Source organism: Limosilactobacillus reuteri (assembly GCF_013694365.1).
Classification (GTDB): domain Bacteria; phylum Bacillota; class Bacilli; order Lactobacillales; family Lactobacillaceae; genus Limosilactobacillus; species Limosilactobacillus reuteri_E.
This window is the reverse complement of record NZ_CP059275.1, coordinates 2,070,694-2,085,667: the sequence shown is the minus strand read 5'-3', so window position 1 is coordinate 2,085,667 and position 14,974 is coordinate 2,070,694. Positions and strand designations below refer to the sequence as shown.

Genomic DNA, 14,974 nt, shown 5'->3' with positions numbered 1-14,974 from the left:
ACGTTAGTGCTTTTTCTTTTGTTCTATGATATATTTAGTATATATCTATAAAATGTGGTGATAACAATAGAATTAGATAGAAATCAGCATTCAGTATACTTACTTAATTACCATTTGGTAATGGTGGTTGTGCTGTAAACTACCCAGTTGTTATTCGCAGCACCATTAATTACTACCTTGGAAACTGTATCTGGGATAGTAATCACATTGTTGGCGATTCTATTGTAGTCACCCCTCATAATAAGAATTCCTGTTGTACAACAGGAATTCTTATTATGAGGGGTGACTACAATAGAATCGCCAACAATGTGATTACTATCCCAGATACAGTTTCCAAGGTAGTAATTAATGGTGCTGCGAATAACAACTGGGTAGTTTACAGCACAGATTAACGGCTTTTAGAACCATTATTTTCTCCCTTGACTTTCAATATATCGTTTTACAACTTCTAAAGGCGCTCCACCAGTGCTAATTAAGCAATAGCTTTGTGTCCAAAAGGCTGATTTCCAAAGATATTGCTTATTGGAAAGTCCTTGCGACTTTAAAGTCGCAATCATCACACGTTCTTCTTTAGTAAGATGAGCATTCTTTTTATGAGTAGTCAATAAACTAGTAGACATGGTATCATTTAAGTGCGTCATTTGACGGACATCCTTCGATTGGAAAGTCCTTGCGACTTTAAAGTCGCAATCATCACACGTTCTTCTTTAGTAAGATGAGCATTCTTTTTATGAGTAGTCAATAAACTAGTAGACATGGTATCATTTAAGTGCGTCATTTGACGGACATCCTTTCAGTGTGGAATATTCAGACCCTTTTAAGGGTAAGTGAGGTAGTACAAACACCGCTTAAAGCGGTGGCAAAGTAGTCAGAGCATTTTGGCTTGAGCAAAGCGAAAGCCAGCGCCTTGAGACGCCGGCTTTTATTATCGGCTTATTTTGGATAGATGCGCATTTTAACGGCTTTTAGAACCATTATTTTCTCCCTTGACTTTCAATATATCGTTTTACAACTTCTAAAGGCGCTCCACCAGTGCTAATTAAGCAATAGCTTTGTGTCCAAAAGGCTGATTTCCAAAGATACGTACGGTTCCGTATACGGCGGTTCGACAACTTAATCACATTGAATTGACTGGAGCGTCTTGGACATATTCATAAGTCCGAGTTGTTCCAGTTTTCTATTAGTTAGAGAATAGCTCAAGGTCTTACTATGTGCAGTTCGCCAGTAGAGTAGTACTGAAGCCACCCACGCATTTTTCGATGAATTTCTTCAAACATTCTTGTCAGAGATATTCCACGATTACGTTTAGTTAATAACTTCAGTGCTTTCTTTACTCGTTGTTGCGATTGTTTAGCTGGACGGGCGTAGGCCCCGTAGTACTGAAGCCACCCACGCATTTTTCGATGAATTTCTTCAAACATTCTTGTCAGAGATATTCCACGATTACGTTTAGTTAATAACTTCAGTGCTTTCTTTACTCGTTGTTGCGATTGTTTAGCTGGACGGGCGTAGGCCCCTAGCTTTACTGAGACCAACTTCGAGTAGTATTGGACTTCAACTTGTCTAGCAGCCTTATCCAGTTAATTTCAGCCTTATAGCTACTTCTTGTTCATCGATGCAGTACTTTGCCTTAGACTTCCTTCAGATTCCACCTCACGGTGGACACGGGGATGAATCGCTCTCTTAAAGCACGTTAGTGCTTTTTCTTTTGTTCTATGATATATTTAGTATATATCTATAAAATGTGGTGATAACAATAGAATTAGATAGAAATCAGCATTCAGTATACTTACTTAATTACCATTTGGTAATGGTGGATCAGCAAGTGCCAGTGAATCGGCATCAGCAAGTGCCAGTGAATCGGCATCAGCAAGTGCCAGTGAATCGGCATCAGCAAGTGCCAGTGAATCGGCATCAGCAAGTGCCAGTGAATCGGCATCAGCAAGTGCCAGTGAATCGGCATCGCATCAGCAAGTGCCAGTGAATCGGCATCAGCAAGTGCCAGTGAATCGGCATCAGCAAGTGCCAGTGAATCGGCATCAGCAAGTGCCAGTGAATCGGCATCAGCAAGTGCCAGTGAATCGGCATCAGCAAGTGCCAGTGAATCGGCATCAGATTATCGACCTCTCACACCACCGTACGTACGGTTCCGTATACGGCGGTTCGACAACTTAATCACATTGAATTGACTGGAGCGTCTTGGACATATTCATAAGTCCGAGTTGTTCCAGTTTTCTATTAGTTAGAGAATAGCTCAAGGTCTTACTTCCTTGTGGGGTTCCTTTTTCACTCTTAGCGAAAAGCCCATGGTCTAAGACTCCGCTAGTTAGAAACTTACGAATGAGTCTTAGTGTCCATGGGTCATCAATATATTGTTGGAGATACTTAATCATCAAGTCATGATTAACGTTATCAAAATACTATTTTGATAACGTTAATCATGACTTGATGATTAAGTATCTCCAACAATATATTGATGACCCATGGACACTAAGACTCATTCGTAAGTTTCTAACTAGCGGAGTCTTAGACCATGGGCTTTTCGCTAAGAGTGAAAAAGGAACCCCACAAGGAGAATCGAGTAGGAGATAATTGATTAGTTCAATTATCGACCTCTCACACCACCGTACGTACGGTTCCGTATACGGCGGTTCGACAACTTAATCACATTGAATTGACTGGAGCGTCTTGGACATATTCATAAGTCCGAGTTGTTCCAGTTTTCTATTAGTGTTTTAGGAAGAGTTTGGTTTTCGCTTTCCACTAAAACAGTAATGTAATATTGACCAGCAACGTTCAGACGAACAGTGACATTCTTAATTTTACCCATTGGCAATCGACCAGCTCTAAAATAGATGATACCGAGTTTTGGTAACTTTATATGATCATATAAAGTTACCAAAACTCGGTATCATCTATTTTAGAGCTGGTCGATTGCCAATGGGTAAAATTAAGAATGTCACTGTTCGTCTGAACGTTGCTGGTCAATATTACATTACTGTTTTAGTGGAAAGCGAAAACCAAACTCTTCCTAAAACAAGGCGTTGAATAAAGTTAGTTAGTTTCCCAATTGAGTAGTACTGAAGCCACCCACGCATTTTTCGATGAATTTCTTCAAACATTCTTGTCAGAGATATTCCACGATTACGTTTAGTTAATAACTTCAGTGCTTTCTTTACTCGTTGTTGCGATTGTTTCTAAACAATCGCAACAACGAGTAAAGAAAGCACTGAAGTTATTAACTAAACGTAATCGTGGAATATCTCTGACAAGAATGTTTGAAGAAATTCATCGAAAAATGCGTGGGTGGCTTCAGTACTACTCAATTGGGAAACTAACTAACTTTATTCAACGCCCGGATGAAGAAACAGGGCAAGTCATGGACTGAGCAGGGGGCTAAAGCCATGATTGGTTTAATTGAAGCCCGAATGAATGGTGAACTGCAAGCTAGTTTAAATACAATCCTAGAACAATTAACAGTTCTTCCTCGAGTGGCTCAAACCAGCCTATTACAGGAAATGCATATTCGATCGAATATGCATTTCCTGTAATAGGCTGGTTTGAGCCACTCGAGGAAGAACTGTTAATTGTTCTAGGATTGTATTTAAACTAGCTTGCAGTTCACCATTCATTCGGGCTTCAATTAAACCAATCATGGCTTTAGCCCCCTGCTCAGTCCATGACTTGCCCTGTTTCTTCATCCGTTGCGACTTTAAAGTCGCAATCATCACACGTTCTTCTTTAGTAAGATGAGCATTCTTTTTATGAGTAGTCAATAAACTAGTAGACATGGTATCATTTAAGTGCGTCATCCTTGCGACTTTAAAGTCGCAATCATCACACGTTCTTCTTTAGTAAGATGAGCATTCTTTTTATGAGTAGTCAATAAACTAGTAGACATGGTATCATTTAAGTGCGTCATTTGACGGACATCCTTTCATATAGGTTTGGTTCACTTAATATGATACCTGATGTCACGCCGAATGGCGTCAATCGACCAGCTCTAAAATAGACGATACCGAGTTTTGGTAACTTTATATGATGGCAATCTAAAACTTTAATATTGCCATTAACGTACTTTGAATTGTAGCTCTGAGAATATTTTCTGGATTTAAATTGAGGGAATTTATTTTGACCTTTAAAAAAGCGTTGAAAAGCATCGGCTAAATTCAATCGACCAGCTCTAAAATAGACGATACCGAGTTTTGGTAACTTTATATGATGGCAATCTAAAACTTTAATATTGCCATTAACGTACTTTGAATTGTAGCTCTGAGAATATTTTCTGGATTTAAATTGAGGGAATTTATTTTGACCTTTAAAAAAGCGTTGAAAAGCATCGGCTAAATTGGTTGAGCTCGTTATTAATTGTTTGATGATTAACTCCTAATTGGCGACCAATTGCGCGATTGGAAAGTCCTTGCGACTTTAAAGTCGCAATCATCACACGTTCTTCTTTAGTAAGATGAGCATTCTTTTTATGAGTAGTCAATAAACTAGTAGACATGGTATCATTTAAGTGCGTCATTTGGGTTGAGCTCGTTATTAATTGTTTGATGATTAACTCCTAATTGGCGACCAATTGCGCGATTGGAAAGTCCTTGCGACTTTAAAGTCGCAATCATCACACGTTCTTCTTTAGTAAGATGAGCATTCTTTTTATGAGTAGTCAATAAACTAGTAGACATGGTATCATTTAAGTGCGTCATTTGACAACACAACCGAAGGTTTGCCAGAGCTGATTTCGTTGTGCTGAATTTGGATAGATGCGCATTTTAACAGCTTTTAGAACCATAAGCAATATCTTTGGAAATCAGCCTTTTGGACACAAAGCTATTGCTTAATTAGCACTGGTGGAGCGCCTTTAGAAGTTGTAAAACGATATATTGAAAGTCAAGGGAGAAAATAATGGTTCTAAAAGCTGTTAAAATGCGCATCTATCCAAATTCAGCACAACGAAATCAGCTCTGGCAAACCTTCGGTTGTGTTCAGCACCAGCCACGTCAGCTAGTGGCGCAGCGGGCGAAACGCCAACATCCGGAACGGATACGCCGGTGACGAGCGGCGACAAGCCAACGTCCAGTGCAACGCTAGGCGGGGAAGCACCAGCCACGTCAGCTAGTGGCGCAGCGGGCGAAACGCCAACATCCGGAACGGATACGCCGGTGACGAGCGGCGACAAACGTCAGCTAGTGGCGCAGCGGGCGAAACGCCAACATCCGGAACGGATACGCCGGTGACGAGCGGCGACAAGCCAACGTCCAGTGCAACGCTAGGCGGGGAAGCACCAGCCACGTCAGCTAGTGGCGCAGCGGGCGAAACGCCAACATCCGGAACGGATACGCCGGTGACGAGCGGCGACAAGCGTCATGATTAACGTTATCAAAATAGGCTTTTAGGTCTAAGTCGACAACTCTTCGATAGCCTTGATTATAAAGATCTACTACTTTTGCAATAGCGTCATGGGCCCCACGGTGGGGACGGAAGCCAAAACTATTATCAGAGAAAACACGCTCAAAGATAGGCGTAAGAATTTGGGCTACAGCTTGTTGAACCATGTGGTGGACCGAATGGTTCAACAAGCTGTAGCCCAAATTCTTACGCCTATCTTTGAGCGTGTTTTCTCTGATAATAGTTTTGGCTTCCGTCCCCACCGTGGGGCCCATGACGCTATTGCAAAAGTAGTAGATCTTTATAATCAAGGCTATCGAAGAGTTGTCGACTTAGACCTAAAAGCCTATTTTGATAACGTTAATCATGACTTCGTTAGTGCTTTTTCTTTTGTTCTATGATATATTTAGTATATATCTATAAAATGTGGTGATAACAATAGAATTAGATAGAAATCAGCATTCAGTATACTTACTTAATTACCATTTGGTAATGGTGGTTAAGTATCGTCGAAAAGTAATTAACGATGAAATATCTGAATATCTTAAACATCGTTTTGTAGTTGTGGGACAAGCATACGGCAATCTAAAACTTTAATATTGCCATTAACGTACTTTGAATTGTAGCTCTGAGAATATTTTCTGGATTTAAATTGAGGGAATTTATTTTGACCTTTAAAAAAGCGTTGAAAAGCATCGGCTAAATTGCGATTAGCACTTTGCAAAGCAGTTGATTCTGCTTGTTTCAACCAAGGATACTCAACCTTAAGTTGTTTCAACAGATTATTTGAATAATCTGTTGAAACAACTTAAGGTTGAGTATCCTTGGTTGAAACAAGCAGAATCAACTGCTTTGCAAAGTGCTAATCGCAATTTAGCCGATGCTTTTCAACGCTTTTTTAAAGGTCAAAATAAATTCCCTCAATTTAAATCCAGAAAATATTCTCAGAGCTACAATTCAAAGTACGTTAATGGCAATATTAAAGTTTTAGATTGCGCATCAGCAAGTGAATCGGCTTCTGCAAGTGCCAGTGAATCCGCTTCTGCTAGTGCAAGCGAATCAGCATCAGCAAGTGCCAGCGAATCGGCATCAGCAAGTGAATCGGCTTCTGCAAGTGCCAGTGAATCCGCTTCTGCTAGTGCAAGCGAATCAGCATCAGCAAGTGCCAGCGAATCGGCATCAGCAAGTGATCAGCAAGTGAATCGGCTTCTGCAAGTGCCAGTGAATCCGCTTCTGCTAGTGCAAGCGAATCAGCATCAGCAAGTGCCAGCGAATCGGCATCAGCAAGTGAATCGGCTTCTGCAAGTGCCAGTGAATCCGCTTCTGCTAGTGCAAGCGAATCAGCATCAGCAAGTGCCAGCGAATCGGCATCAGCAAGTGAATCGGCTTCTGCAAGTGCCAGCACTAAAACAGTAATGTAATATTGACCAGCAACGTTCAGACGAACAGTGACATTCTTAATTTTACCCATTGGCAATCGACCAGCTCTAAAATAGATGATACCGAGTTTTGGTAACTTTATATGATGGCAATCTAAAACTTTAATATTGCCATTAACGTACTTTGAATTGTAGCTCTGAGAATATTTTCTGGATTTAAATCGAGGGAACTTATTTTGACCTTTTCCACTAAAACAGTAATGTAATATTGACCAGCAACGTTCAGACGAACAGTGACATTCTTAATTTTACCCATTGGCAATCGACCAGCTCTAAAATAGATGATACCGAGTTTTGGTAACTTTATATGATGGCAATCTAAAACTTTAATATTGCCATTAACGTACTTTGAATTGTAGCTCTGAGAATATTTTCTGGATTTAAATCGAGGGAACTTATTTTGACCTTTAAGCGAAAAGCCCATGGTCTAAGACTCCGCTAGTTAGAAACTTACGAATGAGTCTTAGTGTCCATGGGTCATCAATATATTGTTGGAGATACTTAATCATCAAGTCATGATTAACGTTATCAAAATAGGCTTTTAGGTCTAAGTCGACAACTCTTCGATAGCCTTGATTATAAAGATCTACTACTTTTGCAATAGCGTCATGGGCCCCACGGTGGGGACGGAAGCCTTGGCTTCCGTCCCCACCGTGGGGCCCATGACGCTATTGCAAAAGTAGTAGATCTTTATAATCAAGGCTATCGAAGAGTTGTCGACTTAGACCTAAAAGCCTATTTTGATAACGTTAATCATGACTTGATGATTAAGTATCTCCAACAATATATTGATGACCCATGGACACTAAGACTCATTCGTAAGTTTCTAACTAGCGGAGTCTTAGACCATGGGCTTTTCGCTGAGGAACTAGACTTAATAGCTTAGCTGGTTCGTAACCTGGGCCAGCGTCACTGGCCAAAAAGATCGTTTGACCGGCAAGCTTATAATGGCGGTCTAAATAATCACTTAGTCGTGCTTCAAGCCGTCCTTGGTGCCCAACACTGAGAAAGTCATGCCGATTAATGATTTGATTAGCTACTCGCTCATAAACCCGATAATGGTGCACAAGAGTCAGCTGACCTGCTTCTTTTTTAGGAACTAGACTTAATAGCTTAGCTGGTTCGTAACCTGGGCCAGCGTCACTGGCCAAAAAGATCGTTTGACCGGCAAGCTTATAATGGCGGTCTAAATAATCACTTAGTCGTGCTTCAAGCCGTCCTTGGTGCCCAACACTGAGAAAGTCATGCCGATTAATGATTTGATTAGCTACTCGCTCATAAACCCGATAATGGTGCACAAGAGTCAGCTGACCTGCTTCTTTTTTTTATTTTCTCCCTTGACTTTCAATATATCGTTTTACAACTTCTAAAGGCGCTCCACCAGTGCTAATTAAGCAATAGCTTTGTGTCCAAAAGGCTGATTTCCAAAGATACTGCTTGATTTCTGGAAATTGTTTTTTGACCATTCTGGAGCTAGACGATTTGTAAGCATTTAAAAATTTAGCCATTTCCGTATGAGGCGTTGCTCTAAACAAAACATGTACATGTTTTGTTTAGAGCAACGCCTCATACGGAAATGGCTAAATTTTTAAATGCTTACAAATCGTCTAGCTCCAGAATGGTCAAAAAACAATTTCCAGAAATCAAGCAGTATCTTTGGAAATCAGCCTTTTGGACACAAAGCTATTGCTTAATTAGCACTGGTGGAGCGCCTTTAGAAGTTGTAAAACGATATATTGAAAGTCAAGGGAGAAAATAATGGTTCTAAAAGCCGTTAATAATAGGCTGGTTTGAGCCACTCGAGGAAGAACTGTTAATTGTTCTAGGATCGTATTTAAACTAGCTTGCAGTTGACCATTCATTCGGGCTTCAATTAAACCAATCATGGCTTTAGCCCCCTGCTTAGTCCATGACTTGCCCTGTTTCTTCATCCGGTAAGTAAAAGCCCGGTGAGAACTTTCGACTGAACCAATTAAATGAATATCCTTAAATCCACGCATTTGTGGTGAGAGGATATCCTCTCACCACAAATGCGTGGATTTAAGGATATTCATTTAATTGGTTCAGTCGAAAGTTCTCACCGGGCTTTTACTTACCGGATGAAGAAACAGGGCAAGTCATGGACTAAGCAGGGGGCTAAAGCCATGATTGGTTTAATTGAAGCCCGAATGAATGGTCAACTGCAAGCTAGTTTAAATACGATCCTAGAACAATTAACAGTTCTTCCTCGAGTGGCTCAAACCAGCCTATTACATTAGTCGTGCTTCAAGCCGTCCTTGGTGCCCAACACTGAGAAAGTCATGCCGATTAATGATTTGATTAGCTACTCGCTCATAAACCCGATAATGGTGCACAAGAGTCAGCTGACCTGCTTCTTTTTTGCCTTTAATCATAAAGGCATCACCCTCAATAGTTAAATTTTTAGGCATATGGCGAGGAGTAGCTTGGTGTTCTTTTGCTTGAGTTTGTTTAGCTACCTGATTTCCTAACTCATGCACTAGTCGTGCTTCAAGCCGTCCTTGGTGCCCAACACTGAGAAAGTCATGCCGATTAATGATTTGATTAGCTACTCGCTCATAAACCCGATAATGGTGCACAAGAGTCAGCTGACCTGCTTCTTTTTTGCCTTTAATCATAAAGGCATCACCCTCAATAGTTAAATTTTTAGGCATATGGCGAGGAGTAGCTTGGTGTTCTTTTGCTTGAGTTTGTTTAGCTACCTGATTTCCTAACTCATGCACTTATTTTCTCCCTTGACTTTCAATATATCGTTTTACAACTTCTAAAGGCGCTCCACCAGTGCTAATTAAGCAATAGCTTTGTGTCCAAAAGGCTGATTTCCAAAGATATTGCTTGATTTCTGGAAATTGTTTTTTGACCATTCTGGAGCTAGACGATTTGTAAGCATTTAAAAATTTAGCCATTTCCGTATGAGGCGTTGCTCTAAACAAAACATGTACGTGGTCCTGATCATGGCTTTTAGAACCATTATTTTCTCCCTTGACTTTCAATATATCGTTTTACAACTTCTAAAGGCGCTCCACCAGTGCTAATTAAGCAATAGCTTTGTGTCCAAAAGGCTGATTTCCAAAGATATTGCTTGATTTCTGGAAATTGTTTTTTGACCATTCTGGAGCTAGACGATTTGTAAGCATTTAAAAATTTAGCCATTTCCGTATGAGGCGTTGCTCTAAACAAAACATGTACGTGGTCCTGATCATGATTTAACCCCCGTTGGTTAGGTGCCCCACCTCGGCAAAGTAGGTCTGGAGGTCAAATTGGTTGGCAATTGCTCGCCAGTCAGCGAACTCCTTCCCATTGTCGAAGGTAATCGACTTGAAGAAGTGGGGTGGAAACTTTGCCAAGGAATGGTTGGCAAAGTTTCCACCCCACTTCTTCAAGTCGATTACCTTCGACAATGGGAAGGAGTTCGCTGACTGGCGAGCAATTGCCAACCAATTTGACCTCCAGACCTACTTTGCCGAGGTGGGGCACCTAACCAACGGGGGTTAAACGAGAACAACAACGGCCTTCTGCGGCGCGATGGGCTCCACAAAGGCCGCGATCTCCGCCACCTAGCTGATGAAGAGGTTGCTCAAATAATGAGTTACCGGAGTTGAGCTCGTTATTAATTGTTTGATGATTAACTCCTAATTGGCGACCAATTGCGCGATTGGAAAGTCCTTGCGACTTTAAAGTCGCAATCATTTAGTATTCGACACACTAAAGGCTACTGGTCTTTTCTTTTTTTGTAAATAAGTAAATTGGTCTACAAAAAAGATTTCCACGACCAGATGAATTATTCATCCAACCTATGAAAATCTTACACTAACAAGAATGCTCATCTTACTAAAGAAGAACGTGTGATGATTGCGACTTTAAAGTCGCAAGGACTTTCCAATCGCGCAATTGGTCGCCAATTAGGAGTTAATCATCAAACAATTAATAACGAGCTCAACCTCATTCTATAATCCACCATTTGTAAGCATTTAAAAATTTAGCCATTTCCGTATGAGGCGTTGCTCTAAACAAAACATGTACGTGGTCCTGATCATGATTCCATTCTTGCAAATTAATGCCGTATGCTTGTCCCACAACTACAAAAGTGCGTCATTTGACGGACATCCTTTCGTATAGGTTTGGTTCACTTAATATGATACCTGATGTCACGCCGAATGGCGTTTTTTATTTACCACCAACTGGGTGGCTAACTTCATTCTATAATCCACCATTTGTAAGCATTTAAAAATTTAGCCATTTCCGTATGAGGCGTTGCTCTAAACAAAACATGTACGTGGTCCTGATCATGATTCCATTCTTGCAAATTAATGCCGTATGCTTGTCCCACAACTACAAATAGTCGTGCTTCAAGCCGTCCTTGGTGCCCAACACTGAGAAAGTCATGCCGATTAATGATTTGATTAGCTACTCGCTCATAAACCCGATAATGGTGCACAAGAGTCAGCTGACCTGCTTCTTTTTTACCTTTAATCATAAAGGCATCACCCTCAATAGTTAAATTTTTAGGCATATGGCGAGGAGTAGCTTGGTGTTCTTTTGCTTGAGTTTGTTTAGCTACCTGATTTCCTAACTCATGCACGGCGTGCATTTAGTCGTGCTTCAAGCCGTCCTTGGTGCCCAACACTGAGAAAGTCATGCCGATTAATGATTTGATTAGCTACTCGCTCATAAACCCGATAATGGTGCACAAGAGTCAGCTGACCTGCTTCTTTTTTACCTTTAATCATAAAGGCATCACCCTCAATAGTTAAATTTTTAGGCATATGGCGAGGAGTAGCTTGGTGTTCTTTTGCTTGAGTTTGTTTAGCTACCTGATTTCCTAACTCATGCACGGCGTGCATTACACTAAAACAGTAATGTAATATTGACCAGCAACGTTCAGACGAACAGTGACATTCTTAATTTTACCCATTGGCAATCGACCAGCTCTAAAATAGATGATACCGAGTTTTGGTAACTTTATATGATAGCAATCTAAAACTTTAATATTGCCATTAACGTACTTTGAATTGTAGCTCTGAGAATATTTTCTGGATTTAAATTGAGGGAATTTATTTTGACCTTTAAAAAAGCGTTGAAAAGCATCGGCTAAATTCAATTTAGCCGATGCTTTTCAACGCTTTTTTAAAGGTCAAAATAAATTCCCTCAATTTAAATCCAGAAAATATTCTCAGAGCTACAATTCAAAGTACGTTAATGGCAATATTAAAGTTTTAGATTGCTATCATATAAAGTTACCAAAACTCGGTATCATCTATTTTAGAGCTGGTCGATTGCCAATGGGTAAAATTAAGAATGTCACTGTTCGTCTGAACGTTGCTGGTCAATATTACATTACTGTTTTAGTGGATTAGCTGGACGGGCGTAGGCCCCGTTGTGGTCTACACCCAGCGAAAAGCCCATGGTCTAAGACTCCGCTAGTTAGAAACTTACGAATGAGTCTTAGTGTCCATGGGTCATCAATATATTGTTGGAGATACTTAATCATCAAGTCATGATTAACGTTATCAAAATACTATTTTGATAACGTTAATCATGACTTGATGATTAAGTATCTCCAACAATATATTGATGACCCATGGACACTAAGACTCATTCGTAAGTTTCTAACTAGCGGAGTCTTAGACCATGGGCTTTTCGCTGGGTGTAGACCACAACGGGGCCTACGCCCGTCCAGCTAAACAATCGCAACAACGAGTAAAGAAAGCACTGAAGTTATTAACTAAACGTAATCGTGGAATATCTCTGACAAGAATGTTTGAAGAAATTCATCGAAAAATGCGTGGTTCACTTTAACTTTCAAGCGCTTTTCTAGAAACTGGGTAATGCTTCGCATTACTCGTTCTCCGGCTCGTTGACTTTTAACATAGATGTTACAATCATCCGCATAGCGCACAAAGTGGTGACCACGTCTAGTCAACTCTTTGTCCAACTCATTTAGGTAGATGTTCGCCAGTAGTGGTGACAATGGCCCTCCTTGTGGGGTTCCTTTTTCACTCTTAGCGAAAAGCCCATGGTCTAAGACTCCGCTAGTTAGAAACTTACGAATGAGTCTTAGTGTCCATGGACCCATGGACACTAAGACTCATTCGTAAGTTTCTAACTAGCGGAGTCTTAGACCATGGGCTTTTCGCTAAGAGTGAAAAAGGAACCCCACAAGGAGGGCCATTGTCACCACTACTGGCGAACATCTACCTAAATGAGTTGGACAAAGAGTTGACTAGACGTGGTCACCACTTTGTGCGCTATGCGGATGATTGTAACATCTATGTTAAAAGTCAACGAGCCGGAGAACGAGTAATGCGAAGCATTACCCAGTTTCTAGAAAAGCGCTTGAAAGTTAAAGTGAACCCAACCTTTATGGAGGGAGCCGCCTAAGGCGGGACAGATGACTGGGGTGAAGTCGTAACAAGGTAGCCGTAGGAGAACCTGCGGCTGGATCACCTCCTTTCTAAGGAATAAAACGGAACCTACACATCGAAGAAACTTTGTTTAGTTTTGAGGGGTTTACCAGAGCTTGTACTTTGAAAACTAAATACTATCTAATTTCTTTATTAACAAAACAATAAACCGAGAACACCGCGTTATTTGAGTTTTAATTAACGAATTATAATCGCTAACTCAATTAATCAGACAATCTTTGAACGCATTTTTCGATGAATTTCTTCAAACATTCTTGTCAGAGATATTCCACGATTACGTTTAGTTAATAACTTCAGTGCTTTCTTTACTCGTTGTTGCGATTGTTTAGCTGGACGGGCGTAGGCCCCATTGTGGTCTACACCCAGCGAAAAGCCAAGAAACTTCAACCGTAGCGGGCTACCGACTTTGGTTTTATCTGGGTTCACTTTAACTTTCAAGCGCTTTTCTAGAAACTGGGTAATGCTTCGCATTACTCGTTCTCCGGCTCGTTGACTTTTAACATAGATGTTACAATCATCCGCATAGCGCACAAAGTGGTGACCCACGCATTTTTCGATGAATTTCTTCAAACATTCTTGTCAGAGATATTCCACGATTACGTTTAGTTAATAACTTCAGTGCTTTCTTTACTCGTTGTTGCGATTGTTTAGCTGGACGGGCGTAGGCCCCATTGTGGTCTACACCCAGCGAAAAGCCAAGAAACTTCAACCGTAGCGGGCTACCGACTTTGGTTTTATCTGGGTTCACTTTAACTTTCAAGCGCTTTTCTAGAAACTGGGTAATGCTTCGCATTACTCGTTCTCCGGCTCGTTGACTTTTAACATAGATGTTACAATCATCCGCATAGCGCACAAAGTGGTGACCACTTAGCTAGGTGGTGAAAGTCCGCTATGGGCCGTAGTAGTCGGAACCATGAGCTGAGGACAAGGGTGTCCACCGTGAGGTGGAATCTGAAGGAAGTCTAAGGCAAACTTTGCCTTAGACTTCCTTCAGATTCCACCTCACGGTGGACACCCTTGTCCTCAGCTCATGGTTCCGACTACTACGGCCCATAGCGGACTTTCACCACCTAGCTAATACCCATGCCGGGCGCACTAAAACAATTGAACTACTCCCACTTAGCTAAACCTACGGTTTAATGCTTGAAGTGGGAGATTCTGGAAACATCGCATACTTACCCTACCGATTCTGAACGAACCTTCAAGCAGAGGTTACGACTATTAGCCAAGTTAACCCCCTTGGTTAGGTGCCCCCACCTCGGCAAAGTAGGTCTGGAGGTCAAATTGGTTGGCAATTGCTCGCCAGTCAGCGAACTCCTTCCCATTGTCGAAGGTAATCGACTTGAAGAAGTGGGGTGGAAACTTAAAGTTTCCACCCCACTTCTTCAAGTCGATTACCTTCGACAATGGGAAGGAGTTCGCTGACTGGCGAGCAATTGCCAACCAATTTGACCTCCAGACCTACTTTGCCGAGGTGGGGGCACCTAACCAAGGGGGTTAAACGAGAACAACAACGGCCTTCTGCGGCGCAATGGGCTCCACAAAGGTCGCGATCTCCGTCACCTAGCTGATGAAGAAGTTGCTCAAATAATGAGTTACCGGAACAACATTCCTCGCAAGTCATTGGGCTATCAAACACCTTACGAGGTATTCATGAAGTATGTCACTGATGAGCAACTACTTTTTTTCTAACTTAAATTG

5 protein-coding genes and 51 pseudogenes are annotated in these 14,974 nt (G+C 41.2%); 20 read left to right on the top strand and 36 right to left on the bottom strand.

Annotated features, from left to right (window positions below; all coding sequences use genetic code 11):
• Positions 1-57: 57 nt before the first annotated feature.
• A pseudogene (locus HHK02_RS13310) lies at positions 58-129 on the top strand (IS200/IS605 family transposase); the annotation flags it as partial.
• Positions 130-407: 278 nt separating this feature from the next.
• Here the strand turns inward: HHK02_RS13310 and HHK02_RS12490 are convergent.
• The 5 genes and pseudogenes from HHK02_RS12490 to HHK02_RS12470 all read right to left on the bottom strand — a co-directional run.
• Positions 408-521, bottom strand: a pseudogene (locus tag HHK02_RS12490) (transposase); the annotation flags it as partial.
• Positions 519-641: pseudogene (locus HHK02_RS13235) on the bottom strand (IS30 family transposase); the annotation flags it as partial. The pseudogenes HHK02_RS12490 and HHK02_RS13235, both read right to left, overlap by 3 nt.
• Positions 642-655: 14 nt before the next feature.
• Positions 656-778: pseudogene (locus HHK02_RS12480) on the bottom strand (IS30 family transposase); the annotation flags it as partial.
• Between the two features lie 196 nt (positions 779-974).
• A complete protein-coding gene (locus HHK02_RS12475; protein WP_414601685.1) occupies positions 975-1,121 on the bottom strand; it encodes a transposase in 147 nt (48 codons plus the stop codon).
• Positions 1,114-1,427: pseudogene (locus HHK02_RS12470) on the bottom strand (group II intron maturase-specific domain-containing protein); the annotation flags it as partial. The gene HHK02_RS12475 and the pseudogene HHK02_RS12470, both read right to left, overlap by 8 nt.
• Before the next feature lie 320 nt (positions 1,428-1,747).
• On the opposite strand from HHK02_RS12470, the pseudogene HHK02_RS13305 reads away from it, so the two are divergent.
• Positions 1,748-1,816 (top strand): annotated as a pseudogene (locus tag HHK02_RS13305) (IS200/IS605 family transposase); the annotation flags it as partial.
• Here the strand turns inward: HHK02_RS13305 and HHK02_RS12465 are convergent.
• Positions 1,790-1,963 carry a hypothetical protein gene (locus tag HHK02_RS12465; protein ID WP_181462500.1) on the bottom strand — a complete coding sequence of 58 codons (174 nt, stop codon included), beginning with the start codon at positions 1,961-1,963 and terminating at the stop codon, positions 1,790-1,792. The pseudogene HHK02_RS13305 and the gene HHK02_RS12465 sit on opposite strands and share 27 nt — an antisense overlap.
• Before the next feature lie 256 nt (positions 1,964-2,219).
• A pseudogene (locus tag HHK02_RS12460) lies at positions 2,220-2,420 on the bottom strand (group II intron reverse transcriptase/maturase); the annotation flags it as partial.
• On the opposite strand from HHK02_RS12460, the pseudogene HHK02_RS12455 reads away from it, so the two are divergent.
• A pseudogene (locus HHK02_RS12455) lies at positions 2,416-2,574 on the top strand (group II intron reverse transcriptase/maturase); the annotation flags it as partial. The pseudogenes HHK02_RS12460 and HHK02_RS12455 sit on opposite strands and share 5 nt — an antisense overlap.
• 157 nt (positions 2,575-2,731) lie before the next feature.
• Here the strand turns inward: HHK02_RS12455 and HHK02_RS12450 are convergent.
• Positions 2,732-2,884: pseudogene (locus HHK02_RS12450) on the bottom strand (RNA-guided endonuclease TnpB family protein); the annotation flags it as partial.
• Positions 2,885-2,886: 2 nt separating this feature from the next.
• Here HHK02_RS12450 and HHK02_RS12445 point away from each other — a divergent pair.
• A pseudogene (locus tag HHK02_RS12445) lies at positions 2,887-3,045 on the top strand (RNA-guided endonuclease TnpB family protein); the annotation flags it as partial.
• Here HHK02_RS12445 and HHK02_RS12440 read toward each other — a convergent pair.
• Positions 3,039-3,197 (bottom strand): annotated as a pseudogene (locus HHK02_RS12440) (group II intron maturase-specific domain-containing protein); the annotation flags it as partial. The pseudogenes HHK02_RS12445 and HHK02_RS12440 sit on opposite strands and share 7 nt — an antisense overlap.
• On the opposite strand from HHK02_RS12440, the pseudogene HHK02_RS12435 reads away from it, so the two are divergent.
• Together HHK02_RS12435 and HHK02_RS12430 are read left to right on the top strand one after the other, a co-directional pair.
• Positions 3,197-3,364: pseudogene (locus HHK02_RS12435) on the top strand (group II intron maturase-specific domain-containing protein); the annotation flags it as partial. The pseudogenes HHK02_RS12440 and HHK02_RS12435 sit on opposite strands and share 1 nt — an antisense overlap.
• Positions 3,348-3,533 (top strand): annotated as a pseudogene (locus HHK02_RS12430) (ISLre2-like element ISLre2 family transposase); the annotation flags it as partial. The pseudogenes HHK02_RS12435 and HHK02_RS12430, both read left to right, overlap by 17 nt.
• Here HHK02_RS12430 and HHK02_RS12425 read toward each other — a convergent pair.
• From HHK02_RS12425 to HHK02_RS13225, 5 genes and pseudogenes are all read right to left on the bottom strand, one after another.
• Positions 3,528-3,704, bottom strand: a pseudogene (locus HHK02_RS12425) (ISLre2-like element ISLre2 family transposase); the annotation flags it as partial. The pseudogenes HHK02_RS12430 and HHK02_RS12425 sit on opposite strands and share 6 nt — an antisense overlap.
• Positions 3,705-4,170: 466 nt before the next feature.
• Positions 4,171-4,380 (bottom strand): annotated as a pseudogene (locus tag HHK02_RS13300) (RNA-guided endonuclease TnpB family protein); the annotation flags it as partial.
• Positions 4,349-4,528, bottom strand: a pseudogene (locus tag HHK02_RS12415) (helix-turn-helix domain-containing protein); the annotation flags it as partial. The pseudogenes HHK02_RS13300 and HHK02_RS12415, both read right to left, overlap by 32 nt.
• 4 nt (positions 4,529-4,532) lie before the next feature.
• Positions 4,533-4,709 (bottom strand): annotated as a pseudogene (locus HHK02_RS12410) (helix-turn-helix domain-containing protein); the annotation flags it as partial.
• Positions 4,706-4,795 (bottom strand): helix-turn-helix domain-containing protein, encoded by a 90-nt coding sequence (locus HHK02_RS13225; protein ID WP_181462497.1) that lies wholly within the window; start codon positions 4,793-4,795, stop codon positions 4,706-4,708. The gene HHK02_RS13225 and the pseudogene HHK02_RS12410, both read right to left, overlap by 4 nt.
• Here HHK02_RS13225 and HHK02_RS12400 point away from each other — a divergent pair.
• Positions 4,796-4,909 (top strand): annotated as a pseudogene (locus HHK02_RS12400) (transposase); the annotation flags it as partial.
• Positions 4,909-5,034 (top strand): annotated as a pseudogene (locus HHK02_RS12970) (helix-turn-helix domain-containing protein); the annotation flags it as partial. The pseudogenes HHK02_RS12400 and HHK02_RS12970, both read left to right, overlap by 1 nt.
• 266 nt (positions 5,035-5,300) lie before the next feature.
• On the opposite strand, the pseudogene HHK02_RS12390 reads toward HHK02_RS12970, so the two are convergent.
• Positions 5,301-5,567, bottom strand: a pseudogene (locus HHK02_RS12390) (reverse transcriptase domain-containing protein); the annotation flags it as partial.
• Here HHK02_RS12390 and HHK02_RS12385 point away from each other — a divergent pair.
• Positions 5,559-5,768, top strand: a pseudogene (locus HHK02_RS12385) (reverse transcriptase domain-containing protein); the annotation flags it as partial. The pseudogenes HHK02_RS12390 and HHK02_RS12385 sit on opposite strands and share 9 nt — an antisense overlap.
• Positions 5,769-5,829: 61 nt before the next feature.
• Positions 5,830-5,970, top strand: a pseudogene (locus HHK02_RS12380) (transposase); the annotation flags it as partial.
• On the opposite strand, the pseudogene HHK02_RS12375 reads toward HHK02_RS12380, so the two are convergent.
• A pseudogene (locus HHK02_RS12375) lies at positions 5,951-6,178 on the bottom strand (RNA-guided endonuclease TnpB family protein); the annotation flags it as partial. The pseudogenes HHK02_RS12380 and HHK02_RS12375 overlap by 20 nt on opposite strands.
• Between HHK02_RS12375 and HHK02_RS12370 the strand changes: the two are divergent.
• A pseudogene (locus HHK02_RS12370) lies at positions 6,178-6,387 on the top strand (RNA-guided endonuclease TnpB family protein); the annotation flags it as partial. The pseudogenes HHK02_RS12375 and HHK02_RS12370 overlap by 1 nt on opposite strands.
• 406 nt (positions 6,388-6,793) lie before the next feature.
• On the opposite strand, the pseudogene HHK02_RS13220 reads toward HHK02_RS12370, so the two are convergent.
• The 3 genes and pseudogenes from HHK02_RS13220 to HHK02_RS12355 all read right to left on the bottom strand — a co-directional run.
• Positions 6,794-7,015 (bottom strand): annotated as a pseudogene (locus tag HHK02_RS13220) (RNA-guided endonuclease TnpB family protein); the annotation flags it as partial.
• A pseudogene (locus HHK02_RS12360) lies at positions 7,015-7,239 on the bottom strand (RNA-guided endonuclease TnpB family protein); the annotation flags it as partial. The pseudogenes HHK02_RS13220 and HHK02_RS12360, both read right to left, overlap by 1 nt.
• The gene (locus HHK02_RS12355; RefSeq protein ID WP_414601693.1) at positions 7,238-7,432 is read right to left on the bottom strand and encodes a hypothetical protein; all 195 of its coding nucleotides are present in this window, start codon (positions 7,430-7,432) and stop codon (positions 7,238-7,240) included. The gene HHK02_RS12355 and the pseudogene HHK02_RS12360, both read right to left, overlap by 2 nt.
• A gap of 23 nt (positions 7,433-7,455) precedes the next feature.
• Between HHK02_RS12355 and HHK02_RS12350 the strand changes: the two are divergent.
• A pseudogene (locus HHK02_RS12350) lies at positions 7,456-7,695 on the top strand (reverse transcriptase domain-containing protein); the annotation flags it as partial.
• Here HHK02_RS12350 and HHK02_RS13215 read toward each other — a convergent pair.
• Positions 7,676-7,927, bottom strand: a pseudogene (locus HHK02_RS13215) (ISLre2-like element ISLre2 family transposase); the annotation flags it as partial. The pseudogenes HHK02_RS12350 and HHK02_RS13215 sit on opposite strands and share 20 nt — an antisense overlap.
• A 228-nt stretch (positions 7,928-8,155) precedes the next feature.
• Positions 8,156-8,377: pseudogene (gene tnpA / locus HHK02_RS12335) on the bottom strand (IS200/IS605 family transposase); the annotation flags it as partial.
• On the opposite strand from tnpA (HHK02_RS12335), the pseudogene tnpA (HHK02_RS12330) reads away from it, so the two are divergent.
• Positions 8,368-8,589 (top strand): annotated as a pseudogene (gene tnpA, locus HHK02_RS12330) (IS200/IS605 family transposase); the annotation flags it as partial. The pseudogenes tnpA (HHK02_RS12335) and tnpA (HHK02_RS12330) overlap by 10 nt on opposite strands.
• 19 nt (positions 8,590-8,608) lie before the next feature.
• Here tnpA (HHK02_RS12330) and HHK02_RS12325 read toward each other — a convergent pair.
• A pseudogene (locus HHK02_RS12325) lies at positions 8,609-8,845 on the bottom strand (UPF0236 family transposase-like protein); the annotation flags it as partial.
• On the opposite strand from HHK02_RS12325, the pseudogene HHK02_RS12320 reads away from it, so the two are divergent.
• Positions 8,846-9,082 (top strand): annotated as a pseudogene (locus tag HHK02_RS12320) (UPF0236 family transposase-like protein); the annotation flags it as partial.
• Positions 9,083-9,244: 162 nt separating this feature from the next.
• Here HHK02_RS12320 and HHK02_RS12315 read toward each other — a convergent pair.
• The 4 pseudogenes from HHK02_RS12315 to HHK02_RS12300 form a co-directional block, all read right to left on the bottom strand.
• Positions 9,245-9,571, bottom strand: a pseudogene (locus tag HHK02_RS12315) (ISLre2-like element ISLre2 family transposase); the annotation flags it as partial.
• Positions 9,572-9,808 (bottom strand): annotated as a pseudogene (tnpA, locus tag HHK02_RS12310) (IS200/IS605 family transposase); the annotation flags it as partial.
• 10 nt (positions 9,809-9,818) lie between these two features.
• Positions 9,819-10,055: pseudogene (gene tnpA / locus HHK02_RS12305) on the bottom strand (IS200/IS605 family transposase); the annotation flags it as partial.
• A pseudogene (locus HHK02_RS12300) lies at positions 10,041-10,195 on the bottom strand (IS30 family transposase); the annotation flags it as partial. The pseudogenes HHK02_RS12300 and tnpA (HHK02_RS12305), both read right to left, overlap by 15 nt.
• A 1-nt stretch (position 10,196) precedes the next feature.
• Between HHK02_RS12300 and HHK02_RS12295 the strand changes: the two are divergent.
• A pseudogene (locus tag HHK02_RS12295) lies at positions 10,197-10,447 on the top strand (IS30 family transposase); the annotation flags it as partial.
• Here HHK02_RS12295 and HHK02_RS12290 read toward each other — a convergent pair.
• Positions 10,440-10,538 (bottom strand): annotated as a pseudogene (locus HHK02_RS12290) (helix-turn-helix domain-containing protein); the annotation flags it as partial. The pseudogenes HHK02_RS12295 and HHK02_RS12290 overlap by 8 nt on opposite strands.
• 125 nt (positions 10,539-10,663) lie before the next feature.
• Here HHK02_RS12290 and HHK02_RS12285 point away from each other — a divergent pair.
• Positions 10,664-10,789: pseudogene (locus HHK02_RS12285) on the top strand (helix-turn-helix domain-containing protein); the annotation flags it as partial.
• Positions 10,790-10,808: 19 nt separating this feature from the next.
• Here the strand turns inward: HHK02_RS12285 and HHK02_RS12280 are convergent.
• The 5 genes and pseudogenes from HHK02_RS12280 to HHK02_RS12265 all read right to left on the bottom strand — a co-directional run.
• Positions 10,809-10,913 (bottom strand): annotated as a pseudogene (locus HHK02_RS12280) (transposase); the annotation flags it as partial.
• Between the two features lie 148 nt (positions 10,914-11,061).
• Positions 11,062-11,187, bottom strand: a pseudogene (locus HHK02_RS13295) (transposase); the annotation flags it as partial.
• Positions 11,188-11,439, bottom strand: a pseudogene (locus tag HHK02_RS13290) (ISLre2-like element ISLre2 family transposase); the annotation flags it as partial. It lies immediately after the preceding pseudogene.
• A pseudogene (locus HHK02_RS12270) lies at positions 11,438-11,698 on the bottom strand (ISLre2-like element ISLre2 family transposase); the annotation flags it as partial. The pseudogenes HHK02_RS13290 and HHK02_RS12270, both read right to left, overlap by 2 nt.
• Entirely contained in the window at positions 11,692-11,949 is a 258-nt protein-coding gene (locus HHK02_RS12265; protein ID WP_414601683.1) for a hypothetical protein, read from the bottom strand. The pseudogene HHK02_RS12270 and the gene HHK02_RS12265, both read right to left, overlap by 7 nt.
• On the opposite strand from HHK02_RS12265, the pseudogene HHK02_RS12260 reads away from it, so the two are divergent.
• Together HHK02_RS12260 and HHK02_RS12255 are read left to right on the top strand one after the other, a co-directional pair.
• Positions 11,936-12,202: pseudogene (locus tag HHK02_RS12260) on the top strand (RNA-guided endonuclease TnpB family protein); the annotation flags it as partial. The gene HHK02_RS12265 and the pseudogene HHK02_RS12260 overlap by 14 nt on opposite strands.
• 159 nt (positions 12,203-12,361) lie before the next feature.
• A pseudogene (locus tag HHK02_RS12255) lies at positions 12,362-12,644 on the top strand (group II intron reverse transcriptase/maturase); the annotation flags it as partial.
• Here the strand turns inward: HHK02_RS12255 and HHK02_RS12250 are convergent.
• Positions 12,637-12,918: pseudogene (locus HHK02_RS12250) on the bottom strand (reverse transcriptase domain-containing protein); the annotation flags it as partial. The pseudogenes HHK02_RS12255 and HHK02_RS12250 sit on opposite strands and share 8 nt — an antisense overlap.
• Between HHK02_RS12250 and HHK02_RS12245 the strand changes: the two are divergent.
• Positions 12,918-13,205, top strand: a pseudogene (locus HHK02_RS12245) (reverse transcriptase domain-containing protein); the annotation flags it as partial. The pseudogenes HHK02_RS12250 and HHK02_RS12245 sit on opposite strands and share 1 nt — an antisense overlap.
• Positions 13,206-13,495: 290 nt before the next feature.
• Here HHK02_RS12245 and HHK02_RS12240 read toward each other — a convergent pair.
• From HHK02_RS12240 to HHK02_RS12230, 3 pseudogenes are all read right to left on the bottom strand, one after another.
• Positions 13,496-13,816 (bottom strand): annotated as a pseudogene (locus HHK02_RS12240) (reverse transcriptase domain-containing protein); the annotation flags it as partial.
• Positions 13,815-14,138 (bottom strand): annotated as a pseudogene (locus HHK02_RS12235) (reverse transcriptase domain-containing protein); the annotation flags it as partial. The pseudogenes HHK02_RS12240 and HHK02_RS12235, both read right to left, overlap by 2 nt.
• 368 nt (positions 14,139-14,506) lie before the next feature.
• Positions 14,507-14,638, bottom strand: a pseudogene (locus HHK02_RS12230) (IS30 family transposase); the annotation flags it as partial.
• Position 14,639: 1 nt separating this feature from the next.
• Between HHK02_RS12230 and HHK02_RS12225 the strand changes: the two are divergent.
• Positions 14,640-14,965 (top strand): annotated as a pseudogene (locus tag HHK02_RS12225) (IS30 family transposase); the annotation flags it as partial.
• Positions 14,966-14,974: the final 9 nt, after the last annotated feature.

Bases quoted from the DNA above. Each gene is read 5' to 3' on its own strand.
- HHK02_RS12465 (WP_181462500.1), bottom strand. From the start codon at position 1,963: ATGCCGATTCACTGGCACTTGCTGATGCCGATTCACTGGCACTTGCTG.
- HHK02_RS13225 (WP_181462497.1), bottom strand. From the start codon at position 4,795: ATGGTTCTAAAAGCTGTTAAAATGCGCATCTATCCAAATTCAGCACAA.